At 34.3% G+C, this 18,863-nt stretch carries 14 protein-coding genes and 1 tRNA gene; 7 read left to right on the top strand and 8 right to left on the bottom strand.

Features of this window, described 5'->3' with window-relative positions; genetic code table 11:
* Positions 1 to 237 precede the first annotated feature (237 nt).
* From pykF to J3U23_RS04710, 3 genes are all read left to right on the top strand, one after another.
* Positions 238 to 1,650, top strand: coding sequence for a pyruvate kinase PykF (gene pykF, locus J3U23_RS04720; protein WP_065562828.1), 1,413 nt, complete (start codon positions 238 to 240; stop codon positions 1,648 to 1,650).
* A gap of 112 nt (positions 1,651 to 1,762) precedes the next feature.
* Positions 1,763 to 3,820, top strand: a complete 2,058-nt coding sequence (gene ppk1, locus J3U23_RS04715) for a polyphosphate kinase 1 (protein ID WP_065562829.1) — start codon at positions 1,763 to 1,765, stop codon at positions 3,818 to 3,820.
* Between the two features lie 10 nt (positions 3,821 to 3,830).
* On the top strand, positions 3,831 to 5,354 hold the full coding sequence (locus J3U23_RS04710; protein ID WP_267338644.1) for an exopolyphosphatase: 1,524 nt from the start codon (positions 3,831 to 3,833) through the stop codon (positions 5,352 to 5,354).
* A gap of 46 nt (positions 5,355 to 5,400) precedes the next feature.
* Here J3U23_RS04710 and J3U23_RS04705 read toward each other — a convergent pair whose 3' ends face one another.
* The 3 genes from J3U23_RS04705 to J3U23_RS04695 all read right to left on the bottom strand — a co-directional run bounded on the left by J3U23_RS04705 (position 5,401) and on the right by J3U23_RS04695 (position 10,713).
* Positions 5,401 to 6,861: a DASS family sodium-coupled anion symporter gene (locus J3U23_RS04705; RefSeq protein ID WP_267338643.1), complete on the bottom strand. Its 1,461-nt coding sequence runs from the start codon at positions 6,859 to 6,861 to the stop codon at positions 5,401 to 5,403.
* A 91-nt stretch (positions 6,862 to 6,952) separates the two neighbouring features.
* Positions 6,953 to 7,912: an FAD:protein FMN transferase gene (locus J3U23_RS04700; protein WP_267330360.1), complete on the bottom strand. Its 960-nt coding sequence runs from the start codon at positions 7,910 to 7,912 to the stop codon at positions 6,953 to 6,955.
* A 29-nt stretch (positions 7,913 to 7,941) separates the two neighbouring features.
* Positions 7,942 to 10,713, bottom strand: a complete 2,772-nt coding sequence (locus tag J3U23_RS04695; protein ID WP_267338642.1) for a flavocytochrome c — start codon at positions 10,711 to 10,713, stop codon at positions 7,942 to 7,944.
* Between the two features lie 514 nt (positions 10,714 to 11,227).
* On the opposite strand from J3U23_RS04695, the gene J3U23_RS04690 reads away from it, so the two are divergent.
* Positions 11,228 to 12,280 (top strand): hypothetical protein, encoded by a 1,053-nt coding sequence (locus tag J3U23_RS04690; RefSeq protein WP_267338641.1) that lies wholly within the window; start codon positions 11,228 to 11,230, stop codon positions 12,278 to 12,280.
* A gap of 95 nt (positions 12,281 to 12,375) precedes the next feature.
* Here the strand turns inward: J3U23_RS04690 and J3U23_RS04685 are convergent, their stop codons facing one another.
* From J3U23_RS04685 to dnaQ, 3 genes are all read right to left on the bottom strand, one after another.
* Positions 12,376 to 12,738 (bottom strand): YbaN family protein, encoded by a 363-nt coding sequence (locus tag J3U23_RS04685; protein WP_065562835.1) that lies wholly within the window; start codon positions 12,736 to 12,738, stop codon positions 12,376 to 12,378.
* A gap of 86 nt (positions 12,739 to 12,824) precedes the next feature.
* Positions 12,825 to 12,901: transfer RNA gene (locus J3U23_RS04680), tRNA-Asp, on the bottom strand.
* Positions 12,902 to 13,024: 123 nt separating this feature from the next.
* Positions 13,025 to 13,756, bottom strand: coding sequence for a DNA polymerase III subunit epsilon (gene dnaQ, locus J3U23_RS04675; RefSeq protein ID WP_065562836.1), 732 nt, complete (start codon positions 13,754 to 13,756; stop codon positions 13,025 to 13,027).
* A gap of 158 nt (positions 13,757 to 13,914) precedes the next feature.
* Here dnaQ and rnhA point away from each other — a divergent pair, with 158 nt between their 5' ends.
* From rnhA to J3U23_RS04660, 3 genes are read left to right on the top strand one after another with little or no spacing between them, the layout of a single operon-like run.
* The gene (gene rnhA, locus J3U23_RS04670; protein ID WP_065562837.1) at positions 13,915 to 14,388 is read left to right on the top strand and encodes a ribonuclease HI; all 474 of its coding nucleotides are present in this window, start codon (positions 13,915 to 13,917) and stop codon (positions 14,386 to 14,388) included.
* Between the two features lie 40 nt (positions 14,389 to 14,428).
* Positions 14,429 to 15,157 (top strand): hydroxyacylglutathione hydrolase, encoded by a 729-nt coding sequence (gene gloB / locus J3U23_RS04665; RefSeq protein ID WP_267330355.1) that lies wholly within the window; start codon positions 14,429 to 14,431, stop codon positions 15,155 to 15,157.
* Positions 15,158 to 15,199: 42 nt separating this feature from the next.
* Positions 15,200 to 16,450, top strand: coding sequence for a transglycosylase SLT domain-containing protein (locus J3U23_RS04660; protein ID WP_081303339.1), 1,251 nt, complete (start codon positions 15,200 to 15,202; stop codon positions 16,448 to 16,450).
* Here J3U23_RS04660 and J3U23_RS04655 read toward each other — a convergent pair.
* Positions 16,437 to 17,210: an endonuclease/exonuclease/phosphatase family protein gene (locus J3U23_RS04655; RefSeq protein WP_267338640.1), complete on the bottom strand. Its 774-nt coding sequence runs from the start codon at positions 17,208 to 17,210 to the stop codon at positions 16,437 to 16,439. The two genes, J3U23_RS04660 and J3U23_RS04655, sit on opposite strands and share 14 nt — an antisense overlap.
* A 1-nt stretch (position 17,211) precedes the next feature.
* On the bottom strand, positions 17,212 to 18,774 hold the full coding sequence (gene gshA / locus J3U23_RS04650) for a glutamate--cysteine ligase (protein ID WP_267338639.1): 1,563 nt from the start codon (positions 18,772 to 18,774) through the stop codon (positions 17,212 to 17,214).
* Positions 18,775 to 18,863 lie beyond the last annotated feature (89 nt).

Below are 18,863 nucleotides of genomic sequence, written 5' to 3'. Positions count from 1 at the left end.
TAAAAAACTTTATTTAAAATGTCGTTAAGACTATAATAAAAAAAGTTTTTAAGAATGGCTTATATTGATGAGATTACTAAATTCTTTAGATATTGCTTTTAATAAGAGTAACTTTTTAAAGTTACTCTTCCCTTTTTATACCAATGCACTGGCATTGGTTTTTTTTGTTTAAATATTTATATTTAAAACCATTTATTTAAATTTGAACATTAACTTTAACAACTAGTAGATAATATTATGAAAAAGACAAAAATCGTTTGTACCATAGGACCAAAATCAGAATCAAAAGAGATGCTAACTAAATTATTAAATGCAGGCATGAATGTAATGCGTTTAAACTTCTCTCATGGTGATTATGAAGAGCATGGTAATCGAATCAAAAATTTACGTGAAGTAATGCAAGAAACAGGCTTGAAAGCTGCCATCATGTTAGATACTAAAGGCCCAGAAATTCGTACTATTAAGCTTGAAGGTGGAAACGATGTATCACTTGTAGCAGGCCAAACTTTCACTTTTACTACTGATGAAAATGTAGTTGGTAATTCAGAACGTGTAGCCGTTACATATAAAGGATTTGCTCAAGATCTAAAACCAGGTAACCGTGTATTAGTTGATGATGGTTTAATCGCTATGGACGTTCAAGAAATCAAAGGTAACGAAGTTATTTGTAAAGTTTTAAATAACGGTGACCTTGGTGAAAATAAAGGTATTAACTTACCTGGTGTTTCAATCAAATTACCTGCACTAGCTGAAAAAGATAAAAATGACTTAATTTTCGGTTGTGAACAAGGTGTAGATTTTATTGCAGCATCATTTATCCGTAAACGTTCTGATGTTGAAGATATTCGTGCTCATCTTAAAGCTCACGGCGGTGAAGAAATCAAAATCATTTCTAAAATCGAAAATCAAGAAGGTTTAGATAACTTTGATGAAATTTTAGAAGCATCTGATGGTATCATGGTTGCTCGTGGTGATTTAGGTGTGGAAATTGCGGTTGAAGAAGTTATTTTTGCTCAAAAAATGATGATTAAAAAATGTAATAAAGCTTCAAAACCAGTTATTACTGCAACTCAAATGTTAGATTCAATGATCAAAAACCCACGTCCTACTCGTGCTGAAGCTGGTGACGTTGCTAATGCAATTATTGATGGTACAGACGCTGTTATGCTATCTGGCGAAAGTGCTAAAGGTAAATATCCATTTGAAGCAGTTAATGTGATGGCTACTATTTGTAAGCGTACTGATGGTACTATCCCAGCTAAATTAGAGCTAACCACAAAAGAAGAAACATTACGTATTACTGCTGCTGTATGTTGTGGTGCTGTTGAAATCGCAGAACGATTAAATGTACCATTAATTGTTGTTGCTACTCGTAGCGGTAAATCAGCTCGTGAACTTCGTCATTACTTCCCGACAGCTCGTATTTTGGCTTTATCTTCAAGCCAAAAAACTGTCAATCAACTTGCCTTATCTAAAGGTGTTGAACCTATTTTAATTGATGCAATTAATTCAACAGATGATTTCTACCGTTTAGGTAAAGAAATGGCTGTTAAAATTTGTAATGTAAAACAAGGTGATACAATTGTTATGGTATCAGGTGCATTAGTTCCAAGCGGAACAACTAACACAACTTCTGTTCACCGCATCTAATCACCTTTAATTTTGTTTAAATGAATGATAAAAAGCTAGCTATATGCTAGCTTTTTTTTTATCTTACGTTATTCTGTAATAAATCAAATTAGTGGAATGGGCATTACAAAAAATGATAATAGAAAAAGTATATTTACCTAAAGAACTAAGTTGGTTATCATTTAACCAACGGGTGTTACAAGAGGCTGCTGATGAAAGTAATCCTCTCATAGAACGAATCCGTTTTTTAGGTATCTACTCAAGTAATCTTGATGAATTTTATAAAGTCCAATTTGCAAATTTAAAAAAATATGTCCTTATTGAGCAAGAACAAGCTCAAGCAACATCTAATGCTAAACATTTATTGCGTCAGGTTAATCAAAAAGTCATTCAACTTGAATTACAATTTGATCAGCTTTATAACGAGCTATTATTAGAAATGGCAAGGAATCAGATTTTCCTAATAAATGAAAGGCAACTTACCACTTATCAAGAAACTTGGATAAAAAATTATTATAAGCAAAATTTAAGACAGTATATTACCCCTATTTTGTTAGATAGCCATACTGAGTTGATTCAATTTTTAAAAGATGATCATGCTTATTTAGCAGTTGAAATTATCTGTAAAGATAGTATTAGCTATGCATTACTTGAACTTCCTACAGATAATGCGCCTCGGTTTGTTTTATTACCTTCAGAAGTTTCAACTAAAAATAAATCAATTATTTTTTTAGATAACATTTTACGTTATTGTTTAGCGGATATTTTTAAAGTCTTCTTTGATGCGGTAGAATTAAATGCTTATTCTATAAATATTAATCGTGATGCTGAATACGAATTAAATACTGAACTTGATAGTTTACTTGAGTTAATGTCTCAGGGTTTGAAACAGCGGTTAACTGCTCAGCCAGTTCGTTTTACATACCAAAAAGACATGCCAAAGGCATTATTTGAATTATTAATAAATAAACTAAGATTAACTGAACAAGATGCAATGCCTGGTGGACGTTATCCCAATTTCAAAGATTTAGCAAATTTTCCAGATCTTGGTGTCAAAAACTTACTTAATAAACGCTTACCAAGCCTTGCTTATAATCGATTCAAGAAATTCAGAAATGCTTTTGCAACAATAAAAGACCGAGATGTATTGCTCTATTATCCTTACTATTCATTTGGACATGTGCTTGAAATTATGCGACAAGCGTCATTTGATCCTGCTGTTACCCATATTCGTATGAATATTTATCGAGTAGCTAAAGACTCCAGATTTATTCATGCTGCTATAAATGCAGCAAACAACGGTAAAAAAGTCACAGTAGTGGTAGAACTGCAAGCTCGATTTGATGAAGAAGCAAACATAAAATGGGCTAAAAGGTTAATTCGTAGTGGTATAAAAGTTATCTATTCACAACCAAAACTTAAAATTCATGCCAAATTATTCTTAATCGATCGTAAAGAAGACGATCGAATTGTCCGTTATGCTCATATTGGTTCAGGTAATTTTAATGAAAAAACTGCACGTATTTATACAGATTTTTCATTATTAACGGCTGACCCCGCGATTACCGATGAAGTTATCAAAGTATTTAACTTTATTGAAAACCCATTTAAACCGGTAACTTTTCACCATTTATTAGTTTCACCACAAAATACACGATTACGCTTTCATGAATTCATTGAACGAGAAATCAATAATGCCAAAGCCGGGAAACCTTCTGGTATTTATCTCAAACTCAATGCAATAACTGATAAAGAGATGATAAATCAACTCTATAAAGCTTCTTGTGCTGGAGTGAAAATACGCATGATTGTGCGAGGCACCTGTATACTTGTTCCTCAAATTCCTAATTTAAGTGAAAATATCTATGTAACCAGTATTGTTGACCAATATCTCGAACATGCTCGAGTTTATATTTTCGAAAATGACGGTAATAAAGATACCTACATATCATCTGCCGATTGGATGCCTAGAAATCTTGATAACCGGATTGAGGTTGGCGTAAAAATATTTGATCTGACATTAAAATCCACTATTCATAATATTTTCAATATTCAGTGTAATGATAATGTCAAAGCTCGAATTATCGATAAAGATAATATGAACAATTACGTCCAAAGAGGAAATAAAAAGAAAGTAAGAGCACAACGTGCAATTTATGATTATCTAAAACAATTAGAATCAGCAAGTTAAGGATTTGAACGTGAATAAATTTGATGAATATGCTGTTATTGATCTAGGCTCGAATAGTTTTCATATGGTCATTGCACGTTGTATTGATGGTGCAACACAAATTATTTACAAAAATAAAAAAAATATTCATTTAGCTACCGGTTTAAATGAATTCTATGAGCTAAGTGAGTCAAGTATTAAACGAGGTATAGAATGCCTTGCACTCTTTGCTGAACGGTTGAATGGATTTCCCCCGGAAAATGTTCGAATTGTTGCAACCTATACGTTACGTATCGCCACCAATCGGCATAAATTTCTAGCCGAAGCGGCTAAGGTTCTACCCTACCCAATTGAAATTATTTCCGGACAAGAGGAAGCCCGTTTAATCTATTTAGGTACCATGACAGCCGAATCAACCGCCGAAGAAGATACCAAATTTGTTATTGATATTGGTGGTGGATCGACTGAAATTGCCATAGGTCGAGGAAACGATCTCAAACCATTTATTGTGGCAAGTCGACCAATGGGCTGTGTTACTTACACTAAGCAATTTTTTCCACAAAAGACCATTGACCGATATTCATTTTTAAGAGCTAAACTGGCAGCTGAACAACAAATTGAAAATCTTATTACCACAATAAAAAGACAAAATATTAGTGTCGCATTTGGTACTTCCGGCACAATCAAAAGTATTTACAAAATATTATTAGATTTAGGTGTCAGCGATGGAATCATTACGCCTAAACGTTTGGATGATTTAATCAGTTATATTTTAGAATTCAAGTCTTTTCATGATATTGACTATCCATCGCTTTCAGAAGAAAGAAAAAACGTTTTCGTCAGCGGGTTAGCCATTTTTAGTGGCGTTTTTAATGCATTAGGGTTACAAGAGCTTCAATTTAGCCCATGCGCATTGCGTGAAGGAGTTTTGTATGAACTTATTGATGGTCCAAATTATCGAGATATAAGACAAACAACAGCCGAATCACTCTCTCAGCATTACAACATTGATGAGCGTCATGCCAAACAAGTGGTGAAAACGGCAAAGTATCTTTTTGCACAATGGAAAATGCAAACTTCGACTAATATTCCGCAACATTTAGAATCTATCCTCTATTGGGCAGCGCAACTCCATGAAGTGGGACTGAAAATAAATTTTTCATCAATTCACAAACATTCGAGTTATATTCTGTTAAATAGTAACTTACCAGGATTCAACGAAGAACAACAACTTTTATTGTCTACCCTTGTACGTTATCACCGAAAGTCAATTAACATTGATGAACTGCCCTATTTTAGTTTATTCGAATACAAACATATCATCTCGTTATTGCAGATTTTGCGGCTTGCCGTTTTATTTAATAACCAGCGTAATAACGATCTGGATCTCACTGCATTTAGATTAAAATTAAACAGTGATAAATTGAGCAAACTGACGATAGAACTCAACGAAAAGTTTGTTGAAAATAATAAGTTAATCTTGCTTGATTTAGAGCAGGAGCAGAAATATTGGAAATCGGTTAATGATTGGAAATTATCGATTGAAATGTTTTAATCACTCAAAAAAACCGCCAGTTAAACTGGCGGTGATAGCTAAACTTTTAGCCTAATCCAATGATTTTCCACCATAAAATACCAATAGTGAAAACAATAATTAAATTTACTACGCTACAAATGAAACCGACTTTCCACCATGTTTTAACCGGTACAAAGCCTTCAGCAAACAGTAACGGGTTACGAGCATTAGCAAATTGGGTAATCGAACCAAAATAGTTAGTACAAATAACTAATGCAAAAATGGCAATCATTTGCGGCACGCCGAGCGCTAAAGCAACCGTTAAAAATACTGGGAATAAAGCAGCAATATGCGCATTACCACTCGCAAAGAAGTAATGTAGATAAACATAGGCTACACACAAAATAACAATGACTAAAACCCAGCTACTATCTCCTAAGTGACCTTTAACCGCATTACCAATTGTATCGCCTAGCCACTTAGTTACGCCAAGTTTATTGACTTGTCCCGCCATCATCAGTAATGCTGCAAACCAAATTAAAGTATCCCAAGCAGCCTTTTCACCTTTGATATCATCCCAGCTAAGTACACCGGTTAAAATTAAAATTGTTAAGCCGATAAATGCAGTAGTAGTTGAATCAATACCAAAGTTTTTACCAAAAATCCACAAGCCTAACAGTAATAAAACAGTTGAACCCATAATAAGTTCTTTAAAGGTCAGAGCCCCCATTTTTTTAAGTTCTTCTGTGGCTAATTTAGGCGCTTCTGGTGTCTTTTTAAGTTCAGGATTGGTTAAAAAGTAGATAACTAAAGGAATAACAATAAATGAGACTAAACAAGGTACAATAGCCGCCATAAACCATTGTCCCCAGCCTAAAGTAATACCAAGTTGACTTGTTACTAATTTGGCTGCCAACAAGTTGCCGGTAAAGGCAGTTAAAAACATTGCCGATGTAATATCATTTACATGACTAATAGTTAACATTAAGAAAGTGCCAATACGATTTCTTGATTCATCTTTTGGATTTGAATTAAAATTGATCGCTAATGCTTCAGCGATTGGATAAATCACACCGCCAGCACGAGCTGTCGTACTAGGAATAGCTGGAGCTAATGCCATATCCGTTACCGACAGGCCATAGGCTAAACCTAATGTATTTCTACCTAAAAGTTTAACTAGATAATAAGCTATACGCTTACTTAACCCTGTTTTGATAAAACCACGTGCTATCATAAAAGCAATAACGATAAGCCAAATAAGGCTACTGTTTAATTCGCTTAATGAAATTTTAATCGCCTCTGTCGCTGTTGTAGCCCCTGATGGTCTTAGAACCGCAAAAACTGTTATCGCTAATAATCCAATTGCACCAATTGGCATAATTTCAGCAACAATACAGGCAATAGTTGCAACAAAGATGATACTGGTTTGCCAACCCTCAATACTAATTCCTTCAGGCGGAGAAACAAGTTCCCATAATATTGCTGAAATAACAGCAATAATTATGAGCGGTAACCATTTGACAGGTGGTTTTTTCACTGTGTTCATAGTATTTTCCTTTTTAATTAAAAATGACTTAATTTAATTCATAATAAAAACGATTCAGTTTGATATAAATCTTTTCGTTTCCAATAAAATGTTAATGTAAAACATATTGTTGGCTAATTAGCTGAAAAGCAAAATTATCAGTATTAACTAGTTCGATTGTTTTATTTTTTAAAACAAATATGGCTGATAAATTCGGATGTTCAATCAAATATTTACTAGCTTTTTTAACCCCTAATCCATAGAGAATAGTTGAAAAAATATCTCCTTCAAGCGACGTATCTGAAATTACCGTTACACTTTCTAATTCATTATCTAACGGGTAACCGGTTGAAGGGTTGAATATGTGATGATAACGGTGATTATTTAAGGTAAAGTAACGCTCATAAATCCCTGATGTAACAACAGATTTATTGTTAACTTGAATAATCCCGGCCAGTTCATTGTTGAGTGAAAATGGCTCTTTCAAACCTATTTGCCAATTGCCATTCCTATTTAAAGGTGATTTGCCTAAAGTTAAGACGTTACCACCTAAATTGATAATAGCTTGATGTATGTTATTTTGCTGTAAGACTACTTTAACCACATCTGCTATATAGCCTTTGGCTATAGCACCTAAATCAATTTCCATTCCCTTTTTTTTCAAAAAAACTGCACAAGTTTTAGGATCAAGCTCAATTTCGTTAGGATCGGTTAATAATAGCTGATCATAAATTTGCTGTGGGGAGGGAACTTGCTGGCCTTGAAAACCGATTTTCCATAATTTGACTAAAGGACCAATAGCAAAATTGAAACAACTATTGGGCATTAAACTGATTTTATAAGCTTGCTCAATAAGCGAAAACACAGCACGGCTAACGATAACCGGATGTTTACCCGCAGCAGCGTTAATCGACATAACTTCTGAATGACGGCGGTTAACGGTCAATTTATCTTCAAGTAATTTTATGGTGTGAAACACCCTATGAGCTACGGCTTCATTAGGCTCATAAAGCGTTAATGAAACCGTGGTACCCATTAATACTTGAGTATATTCATGGCTTGAATTAAGCATTTTAAACAAGCTTAAGTCATATTAGTCAATTAATGATTAATGTAATCAGTGGCTTTTCTACCTGCCTGCATACCAAATATAATGATATCAGCAACAGCGTTTCCACCGATACGATTGGCACCATGAACACCACCGACCACTTCGCCAGCAGCAAATACGCCTTGTATTACATGTTTATCCGTATCTAAAACTTGAGTATCGGTATTAATCGTTACCCCACCCATAGTATGATGCACACCCGGAGCAATCTTAATCGCATAAAATGGTCCTTTGTTAATAGGATGTCGCATACCAGTTGTTCGACCAAAGTCTTCGTCACGTTTTGTTTCAGCGAACTGATTATAACGCTCAACAGTTTGAGATAAAGTATTGCTGTCAATTGAGAGTTTATCAGCAAGATCTTTAATCGTATCAGCTTGAACGACTAAATCATGTGATACATATTCTTCAACAGCTTTGTTTTCATTACGTACTTGTTGATCAAATAGAATATACGCATAATGCTCCGGTAATTTAATAATTTCTGCTGAAACTTTATCACGAGTATCTAACTCATTGACAAAGCGTAGCCCTTTTTGGGAGACCAGTATCGCCCCGCCTCCACGAATTGATTCGGAAATCAAATACGAAGTTGTTTGCTCAACAGTTGGATGAATCTGAATTTCTTTCATATCCACTGTGCCTGCGCCTAGTTTTTCTAGAATCATAATTCCGGAACCAGTAGCACCTTTATGGTTAGTGGTAACAAATCCTTTCAGATCTGGTCGATATTTTTCAACCATTTCACGATTTGCACTAAATCCACCAGTAGCAATAATAACCGCTTTGGCTTTAATCGTTTGAACGGAGCCGTCTTCTTCACTGACTTTAACTCCAACAACTTTATGATTCTCAGTTAATATTTCAGTTACATTGGTATCAAGCATGACTTCAATACCACGTCGGTTGATATTTTTTTGCAATCCACTAATTAAAAATCCGCCAACAGCAGCGCCACTTGCCGGGCGATGCGTACGGTCAATGCTCATACCACCCGTTGTTGTGATACCACTAAGTTCGATACCATTATTATCTAACCAGTCAATGGCATCAGGTGCATTTTCAACAAAATAACGAAGTAACTCAGGATTATTTTTGTTTTTACCACCTGTTAACGTTTCTTTATAGAACAGATCTTTACTGTCCACAATGCCTTTAAGTTTTTGGAATTTGGTTTCGGCTGCATTCATACCGGCAGAAGCTTTATTTGTATTGCCGCCAATAACCGGCATTTTTTCAACCACAACTACACTTGCTCCTAAATCATGTGCTTGAATAGCGGCTGCTAGTCCAGCGCCACCACTACCAACAACCACCACATCATAAGCTTTATCATTAGGATCACCACCCTCAGCAAGGATAGCTTCTTTATTTGATTTCGCCATAGCTTTCGTTACGGCTTTTTTGAACGCCTCACATTGTGATGTCGCGCCAGAAATTGCATCGACGTGAGGGCTATTAGAGTCAATAATACGATGTTTGATCTCAGAAAAGTTGTTGACCACTTCACTATCAAAATCATTAGCATTGAGCAATTGCATGTCTTTAACAAAGTCATTACCTAATTCAACATTAATTAAGTATTCATAAGACTCATCATTAACCTTTTCTTGATAATTGCCCGGCTTGAATTTTTTTACATTAAGATTCACATCACGAATCAAGCTTTCAACCAATGAAAAGTGCCATAGTGGCTCAGGTATATTGAGTTCTTCACGTTTATCACTATTGATGAAGAGTTCAAGTTTCTCCCCTTTTTCGACTCGACTAAGCCAATCAGGATAAGCAATACATGCCCGACCAACTGCAACCAGATCAAAGCCGTTATCCATAGCGGCTTCGACATCACTTATATTAACCACATTACCGACACCAACAACCGGAATTTTAGCTAATGTCTGTGATCGCATTGCAACATATTTATTAATTAAAGGCGTTGGATCATTAGTTTCAACAATAGACGGTCTTAAGATCGCCCCCATAGAGAAGTGAACGTAATCAAGTCCCTTTTCAGCCAATTTTTCAAGTAAGTACATCGAATCATCAAAACGAATTCCAGGTACTTCCAATTCTTCCGGCGAAAAACGATAACCAACAATAAAATCAGGATTGGCATACTCTTTAACCATATTATGAGTAATATCTAGAACAGCCAATGGGAATCGAGCTCGATTATCACGGCTACCACCCCATTTATCAGTTCGTTGATTTGAGTTAGGTGAGTAAAATTGTTGAATTAAGTAGGTATTAGCGCCATGAATTTCGACACCGTCAAATCCAGCTTGGATCGCTCGACGAACAGCTTGACCAAACTTATCAATCATTTCATCAACTTCATCTGCCGTCAATTCAATTGGGGTTGCTGCGCCTGGTCGTGGTGCAGCTATCGCACTTGGCCCAACTGGCGATTGTCCACCAATAAGTTTAGGCTCAACCATACGGCCACCATGATAAACTTGGATAACCGCTTTGGAGCCTTTCTCTTTAATGGCTTTAGCGATCTTCGCTAATCCTTCTATTTTATCATCATTATCTAAACCAATCGCACCGGGAAACGCTAACCCTTTATTGTCAACAAATCCACATTCAACAATAATAGTGCCAATTTCACCCGCTCTTGCTCGGTAATATTCAATTAAATCATGCGTAACAGAACCTTCGTAAAACCCTGAACAAGTAGTCATTGGTGCCATCATAATACGATTTTTTAGGGAAACACCATTGGGTAAGATTACTGGTTTAAAAATATCTTCGTTTTTCATATTTCATTACCTAATCATTAATATTTAAATGTTAACGTGGATCATAACATCCGAAATTTTTCTTCTCCACTTACATAAGTTTCATTAGTCGGAAAATATCATTTTTTCGACAAAAATTTATTCAAATTTATTAATAATTTATAAAACAATCTATGGATATAACAAAAAGAATTGTCTGTTTTTTATATTATTTTGAAAGTGTTTGCGTACAATACTGCATAAACCTGTCTAAAAAAAAACACTATAACTATTTCATTTACTTATATTTTTTTTAACTTCTATCACTTGTACTTTATTTTTATTCGACTAAAATGCTTACCAATTTTAGAAAAGAGAATTTGATTATGCTTATGGTCCATACAAATAAACCAATAATAAAATTGAATTGTCTTTTTATTTTGAATATTCATCCTCCTTTATGGAGGATTTTTTATATCTATAAATTCAACCTTCCAATTTTATATCAAATTACTAAACAATACCACTTCCAGAACAGCCATAAACAGGAGATACCATGAAACCTTTGATCCCTTTTTATAACCCAAGTATTAGCTATGAAGATAATTATGCTAAAGGACCTTTTGGACTTTTTGCAGAATTAGACAAAGCAGAACAAGTTTCAACTAAACCAACCAAGTTCTTAAAAGTTGATGTTAATTTACCATTTGGCCAACCCGCAGGACCTTTATTAAATGCAAATTATATTAAAGCAGCATTTGCTTATGGATTCGATTTATGTGTATATAAAACGGTAAGAACAAAATTACACAAATGCCATCCGTTACCTAATGTTTTATCTGTTCATCCCAAAGGTAAACTTACGTGTAATTTAGACACAGTTTTAGCTGATACTAATTATAGCCAACCTCTTTCAATCACTAATTCATTTGGGGTTCCATCATTTGCTCCTGATATATGGCAACCAGATATGGCTGATGCTGTTAAAGCTGCTGGTCCAGGACAATGTGTTATTGGTAGCTTCCAAGGAACTCAAGGTAATGGAGTGATAGAACAAGATTATGCATTAGCCGCTAAATTAGTAAGAGAAACCAATGCACCAATTTTAGAAGCTAATTTAAGTTGCCCGAATGAAGGTGCAAGTAAATTACTTTGCTTTGATGTAGATAGAGTTGAAAGAATTGTTAAAGAAATTAAAAATGCTGTACCTGACCGCCCTCTTATCCTGAAATTAGCTTACTTCCCAAATGATGAAAGAATCGTTTCATTATTAACTCGTATTGGAAATATAGTTGATGGGTTAAGCGCGATTAATACGTTGTCAGCAAAACCTGTTGACGCAAATGGTCATCCAGCTTTAGGTGAAAATCGAAAAGAAGGCGGTATCTGTGGCGATGCAATTCGTTGGGCTGGGTTAGATATGGTTAGTCGACTCGATAAATATCGTAAACAAATGGATTTAAAATTTGCAATTATAGGTGTTGGTGGAGTTAGTAACAGTGAACATTATCATCAATTTATAAAAAATGGTGCTGATGCTGTAATGAGTGCAACAGGTGCGATGTGGAATCCGTTACTTGCTATTGAAATTAAAAAGAGTTTGAAATAATAGTAAAAAATAATACATCGCAATAAAGAGCCAATACTTTTGTTACAGGGTAACTTATTTACCCTGTTTTCTCTTAATTTCAACCTTTATATTGATCATTTTTTATTAAAATAATAGTAGACAAAAATGACATGAGCAAAAAACACAGTGGCTAAGATTATTCTAACATGTAAAGAATTAAAAATAATAAAAGGAATAAGTAGCACAACAAACACCATTGCCAACATCTTAAATAAACTTGACCTGGTTGCCTTCTTTTCAATTAGCAATTTTTGGATATAAGTTTGATAGTAAGTAGTTTGTGTAAAATAGTTATAGAGGCGCTCTGAACTATTTAACCATAGATATGCAGTAAGTAAATAAAAAGGTACTGTAGGTAACAAAGGAATAAAAATACCAATAGTTCCTAAAGCAAAAGAAACTCCACCTAGAACAACAAATATCGATTTTTTTAGCATGTCTAAATCAATTTAATTAATATTCATAGGATATCGAAGATAGCACAATTATAATAAACAAGGAAAGTATAAAGAAAAATAAGAATTGGCGGAACGGACGGGGCTCGAACCCGCGACCCCCTGCGTGACAGGCAGGTATTCTAACCAACTGAACTACCGCTCCGCTTTTTAGATACTTTAATGTGGAACATCAAAGTAGGCGTGATGTTAAAGATTATTTTTATTTTCGTCAATAAAATTTTTAAAAATAAAGTTCAATTGAATAGAAAACAATCATTAATGTACTTTAATGTGCTTTCCATAATGCCCCGCCACTTTTTTTATCAATCTTTTCTAAAATTGACTCGTGAGCAGAGAGTTCAGATTCATTTGCTTTAATTATCTTTAAAGGAGTTCCATTACGTTCAATTTTCTTGACGGTATTATTTGACATTGATAATGGATTATCTTCAGCGCTGAATGCTAACGTCGTTTGCCCCCCTGTCATTGCTAAATAAACTTCAGCTAGAATCTCAGCATCAAGTAAAGCGCCATGCAGTGTACGATGTGAATTATCAATCTGATAACGCTCACATAGTGCATCTAGATTATTTCGCTTACCAGGGAAAAGCCGCCGAGCCATAGCTAATGTATCAGTAACAATACAATGTTCAGCTGTTTTAAAATTTAAACCACAAAGACGAAATTCATAATCCATAAATCCGACATCGAACGATGCGTTATGAATGACTAATTCAGCACCATCAATAAATTTTATAAAATCATGTGCTATATTTTTAAATATTGGTTTATCTTTAACAAATTCATCACTTATACCGTGAACTCTAAAGGCTTCTTCATCAATTAAACGTTCTGGATTGATATAAACATGGAAATGATTGCCAGTTAGTCGCCGATTTAATACCTCAACAGCACCAATTTCAATAATCTTATGCCCTTCATAGTGATTATTACCGTCTTGGTTCATACCTGTTGTTTCAGTATCTAATACAATTTGACGTGTTGAATGTGTTATCACGTTATACTCTTCTTCTAAAATTGGGAAATTTAATAATTAATGGTATAGTCTAACACCAAAATGCGCTGATGTTGATACCTACAGTGTTTTCGCCACTAATTACACAACATCACATTATTTAATTCTAAATTTTATTCAATAGGCAAAGTTTATTTAGTATGTTAAAAAAAATTCAAATTTTCACAGATGGTTCTTGTTTGGGTAACCCTGGTCCCGGTGGATATGCCGCAATTTTAAAATATAAACAAACAGAAAAAGTATTAGCTCAAGGTTATTTTAAAACTACCAATAATCGAATGGAATTATTAGCTGCAATTGTTGCTTTAGAGCTTCTTAAAGAACCGTGTCAAATTCAACTGTATTCTGACAGCCAATATCTACGTAATGGCATTATGAATTGGATTCATGGCTGGAAAAAAAATGGCTGGAAAACATCAAATAAACAACCTGTTAAAAATGTTGATTTGTGGCAACGTTTAGATGAAATAGCTAAATCACATACTATTGAATGGATTTGGGTTAAAGGTCATGCTGGTCATATCGAAAATGAGCGTTGTGATATTATTGCTAAAAATCAAGCCGAATCCCCAACTTTACACGATACTATTTTTGAAGCATCGTTAAAGGACTGAATACAAAAAACAGTTAGATAACTAAGAAGGTATAATAACTATGTATCGATTACATGTTATCCCGGCCCTAAAAGATAATTATATTTGGTTGTTGGAAAACAACGATAAACAAATTGTTATTATCGACCCAGGTGAAGCTGCCCCTGTAATTAGTTATCTAAAAAAACATCACTTGTCACCCCTTGCAATTTTACTAACTCACCACCATATCGATCACACTGGCGGGGTAACAGAGCTAAAAGCATTTTATCCCGATATTGAAGTTTATGGGCCTAGTGAAATTAATTTGCAGATTAACTATCTAGATAATATAGATAAAATATCAATTGCTGATTTTCAATTTGATATTATTTCAGTACCGGGACACACATTAGGACATTTAGCTTATTATTGCCGACCATATCTATTTTGTGGTGATACCTTAATGTCTGCTGGTTGTGGTAGAATTTTTGAGGGTGATTATAAGCAAATGCTAAGCTCGCTTAATAATTTAAAGCGACTACCTGATGATACGCTTATTTGTGCAGGACACGAATATACTAAAGCTAATTTGAACTTTGCACAAATGATGGTTCCACATGATAAAGTTATTCATGAATATTATAATTATATTTGCAAAAAGAAAATTACTTTGCCTTCTATTTTAACCAAAGAAAAACAGATTAACTTATTTTTACGGTGTAAAGAAAAATCTTTACAAAACAAATTCAATTGTAACAATGAGTTAGAACTGTTTGCTTTTTTTAGGAGCCAAAAGGACATTTTTTAGGTATAATAAGTCGTTTAAATTAATGTCCTAACTTATAATCTAATGAAAAAATTATTAATATTTACAGTGTTATGTGCTTTTTTAGTCGGGTGTCAAAACCAAGGGTCGCGATACACTTCTGGCTCAAAACCATACAATTCTAAATCAATAGTTAATTCTAGCGTTAAAAGTGGTGGTGTTAATTACGCTTCAGTCACGCAAAATCCTTGGCATTACATGCTAACTCAAATTAACGTAAATGTTCCGAACAACAGCCGAGTTGTCGCGGAAAGAGAACGTTTACTGCGTAATCCACAGGGATTTGAAAATATTGCATTACGATCTGAACCTTATGTATATTACATCATTAATCAGTTACGAAAAAATAAGCTACCGGTTGAACTTGCTTTAATTCCATTAATTGAGAGTGCTTATGACCCTTTAGCTACCTCGCCTGCTCAAGCGGCTGGTTTATGGCAATTTGTGCCAATTACAGCTAAAGAATATGGTTTAAAACGTAGCAGTAGTTTTGATGGACGTCGTGATCTAATTGCTTCAACCAGCTCAGCTATATCTCTTTTACAAAATCTTAATAACCGTTTTAATGGCGACTGGTTATTAACATTAGCAGCATATAATGCAGGTGAAGGTCGAATTCAACGAGCGATTGATAAAAATAAAGCTAAAGGATTACCTATTGACTATTGGTCTTTAGATTTACCACAAGAAACAATGCATTATGTGCCAAAAATATTAGCTATTATCGACATTGTTAAAAACAATAAACGTTATGGAATTAAACTACCGGATTGTAATTATCAAAACTCTTTAGTTAGAATTGATATGTCTAAAAACATTTCATTGTCTAAAATAGCGCAATATACTGGATTATCACTAAATGATTTAATGACATACAATGCCGGTTATGTGCAACAAACTGTAAATGGCCCTTTTCATCTATTAGTTCCTTATTCTCATGCAAATAAACTATTCAAAAAGTTGAAAAATGAGAATTTAGTTACTAGTCAAGTAACTGAGCTTTTAGAAGATGTGCCACATAACAATATGCCGTTTGAAATTAAATCAACGACAATTCAATACAGTACAGTAAATGCTAAAGATGCTAAATCTATTTTAAGTAATGGCAAAAAACAGATTACTTACCAAGTTAAAGCTGGTGATAATCTTTATTCCATTGCGAGGAATTACCGAGTGAAAATCACCGATCTTTTACAATGGAATAAATTAAAAAATGGACGAGTAAAAGAAGGTGATGTATTAACAATTAATTTAGTCAATTCTAATTCATTTTAAAATTAACTAATAATGGATTATGATCTGATGCGGCTGTACTAATTATCTTAGCCGCATCAAGCTTCAAACCTCGATAAAAAATGAAATCCAATGGCCTGCCTAAAAACGTTTTCCGAATATCAATAGCAAAATTGACCGGTTTTAGATTTATTGATCGAGTCAAATGATAGAGTAAATTCAGTCGTTGCCGACTCCATGCATTAAAATCACCTGCCAATATAACAGGTCCATCATGCTGCTTAATATAATTTAATAACATATACATCTGTTGACGATATATCTTTACGCCAATACTAAAATTGATGGCATGAATATTGGCAACTAACAGCTGTTTAGTAGAATTTTTAATTGGATAAACAGTAATTAGAGCTGATTTAGGTACTCGAATAAATGGCTCTTTTTCTCTAAACGATAATATTTTAGTCGGTGCTGAATCAGTTATAGTCATAACTCCAGCAAAAATATCATTAAAGCAATAAGCTGGTACGTGATCGGCAACTTTGTTATTCGCAGATATAAAATTCAATAATTGTGGTGTTGTTTGGGCTTCTTGTAATAACATTAACTTTGATTGGCTCGCATATTGCTCAAGAATTTTAATACAATCAGCCCGTTTTTGTTTAAAAATATTCCAAACCAAAACCGAGAATGATGATTGATCAATTAGTGGTTCATCATTGACTATCTTATGGTTTGGTAATATCAGTTCAACACTACTATTTCCTTGATATCGTAGTGTATAGTCTCGATGTTTAAACATTTTAACCGTTCATTTTTTCTTTTAAATAATCATCAAATGACAAAGTATCATTCTGTTCTTTCTTTTGTTGCTTTTCAATTGACATAATTCTTTGCTGAACAAAATCACCATCAGTCAATAATTGCAAAGGTTCTGAACTAAGCTGATTTTTATATTGAGTTGCTAAAACTAAGCCAAATTTAGCAGTACCTAAATCGCTGATAGCCTCAAGCGTTCTTGCTGAAAGTGTTAATTCAGGCTGATCAAACATCAGATCAAGCCGTTCGCAAACTTTACGATAATGTTGTTTATCATCTTGATGATCCAATACATCAGCAACACGGAGCAAATCTTTAAATAATTCGTGGCCGACTTTCGATAATGGCTCTCGATAACTATCACAGCCGATACCAATTTCAAGACCAGGTTTACGCCCTTCCATAATAACCCGATTCCAATTTAATTTTGTACATTCAAGTTCGGCACTACTCATTTCAGGCGCTGGCGCTAACGCACACCATATCAAAAACAGATCAATAAAGCGGATCTGTTCCTCAGTAATACCTATTGGTGAAAATGGATTAACATCAAGCGCACGCACTTCAATATACTCTATTCCACCACGTAACAAGGCATCTGAAGGTAACTCCCCTGCTCTAGGAACTCGTTTAGGACGAATTGGTGCATAAAATTCATTTTCAATTTGTAAAACATTATCATTTAGTTGTCGATAATAACCATTAACTTTAATGCCTAATTTACTGAACTCATCTGATTTGACATGGGTGGCACGTTTTAATCCTTCAACATAAGTATCTAGATGATTAAAGGTAATACCTAATTGTTTCTGGGCATTGTTGGTGTAACCAATATCGCTTAATCTTAATGAAGTTGCATAAGGCAAAAAGCAGTTACCATTGGTTTGTTCTATAAATGCTTTAGCTTTTTGCTTATCTTGAATAAATGAAGAGCACATAGAAGGTGATGCGCCAAACAGGTAAGGAATCACCCAACCAAATCGATAATAATTACGTATTAAAGTAAAATAACCTTCAGAAATAACCGCTTTTCCTTCTTCGGCGTTTTTCACCCCAAACCGGGCTTGCCAAAATGCCATAGGCAAAGAGAAGTTATAATGCACGCCGGATATGGTTTGCATCATTGCGCCATAACGATTCTTCAATCCTTCTCGATAAACTGTTTTAAAACGCCCTTCATTTGAGGAGCCATATTGCGCCAAAATAATATCGTCTTCATTTGCCACAAAACAAGGCATACTTAATGGCCACATCATCTCATCGCCGATACTGACACTAGCATAACGATGTAAATCACGCAAAAACGTGAGCATATAATCAATATTCGTATTAACCGGCGTGATAAATTCAAGCATCGACTCAGCAAAATCGGTTGTTATCCAAGGATGAGTTAATGCTGAACCAATTTTATTAGGAAAAGGTGTTTTTGCTAAAGAGCCGTCTGGTAAAATTCTGAGCGTTTCACGTTCAACACCCCGTTGAATGCCTTGTAAAATTGTATAGTGTTTTTCCAACCAATTGAGTGCTTTAGAAACATCAGGAATCATAATTTTATATTTCCTAAATTCAGTTTAAATTGGCTTAATTTTAGCATAGTTTAATGGTTTATATAGGCTGTTTTGTGACTATTAAAAAG

The organism is Gilliamella sp. B3367, assembly GCF_026536825.1.
Lineage (GTDB): Bacteria > Pseudomonadota > Gammaproteobacteria > Enterobacterales > Orbaceae > Gilliamella > Gilliamella apicola_E.
This window is presented reverse-complemented; position numbering and strand designations above follow the sequence as displayed.

Bases quoted from the DNA above. Each gene is read 5' to 3' on its own strand.
- J3U23_RS04685 (WP_065562835.1), bottom strand. From the start codon at position 12,738: ATGCTAAAAAAATCGATATTTGTTGTTCTAGGTGGAGTTTCTTTTGCT.
- J3U23_RS04690 (WP_267338641.1), top strand. From the start codon at position 11,228: ATGAAACCTTTGATCCCTTTTTATAACCCAAGTATTAGCTATGAAGAT.
- J3U23_RS04705 (WP_267338643.1), bottom strand. From the start codon at position 6,861: ATGAACACAGTGAAAAAACCACCTGTCAAATGGTTACCGCTCATAATT.
- J3U23_RS04660 (WP_081303339.1), top strand. From the start codon at position 15,200: ATGAAAAAATTATTAATATTTACAGTGTTATGTGCTTTTTTAGTCGGG.
- J3U23_RS04655 (WP_267338640.1), bottom strand. From the start codon at position 17,210: ATGTTTAAACATCGAGACTATACACTACGATATCAAGGAAATAGTAGT.
- gloB (WP_267330355.1), top strand. From the start codon at position 14,429: ATGTATCGATTACATGTTATCCCGGCCCTAAAAGATAATTATATTTGG.
- J3U23_RS04700 (WP_267330360.1), bottom strand. From the start codon at position 7,912: ATGCTTAATTCAAGCCATGAATATACTCAAGTATTAATGGGTACCACG.
- rnhA (WP_065562837.1), top strand. From the start codon at position 13,915: ATGTTAAAAAAAATTCAAATTTTCACAGATGGTTCTTGTTTGGGTAAC.
- gshA (WP_267338639.1), bottom strand. From the start codon at position 18,774: ATGATTCCTGATGTTTCTAAAGCACTCAATTGGTTGGAAAAACACTAT.
- ppk1 (WP_065562829.1), top strand. From the start codon at position 1,763: ATGATAATAGAAAAAGTATATTTACCTAAAGAACTAAGTTGGTTATCA.
- pykF (WP_065562828.1), top strand. From the start codon at position 238: ATGAAAAAGACAAAAATCGTTTGTACCATAGGACCAAAATCAGAATCA.
- J3U23_RS04695 (WP_267338642.1), bottom strand. From the start codon at position 10,713: ATGAAAAACGAAGATATTTTTAAACCAGTAATCTTACCCAATGGTGTT.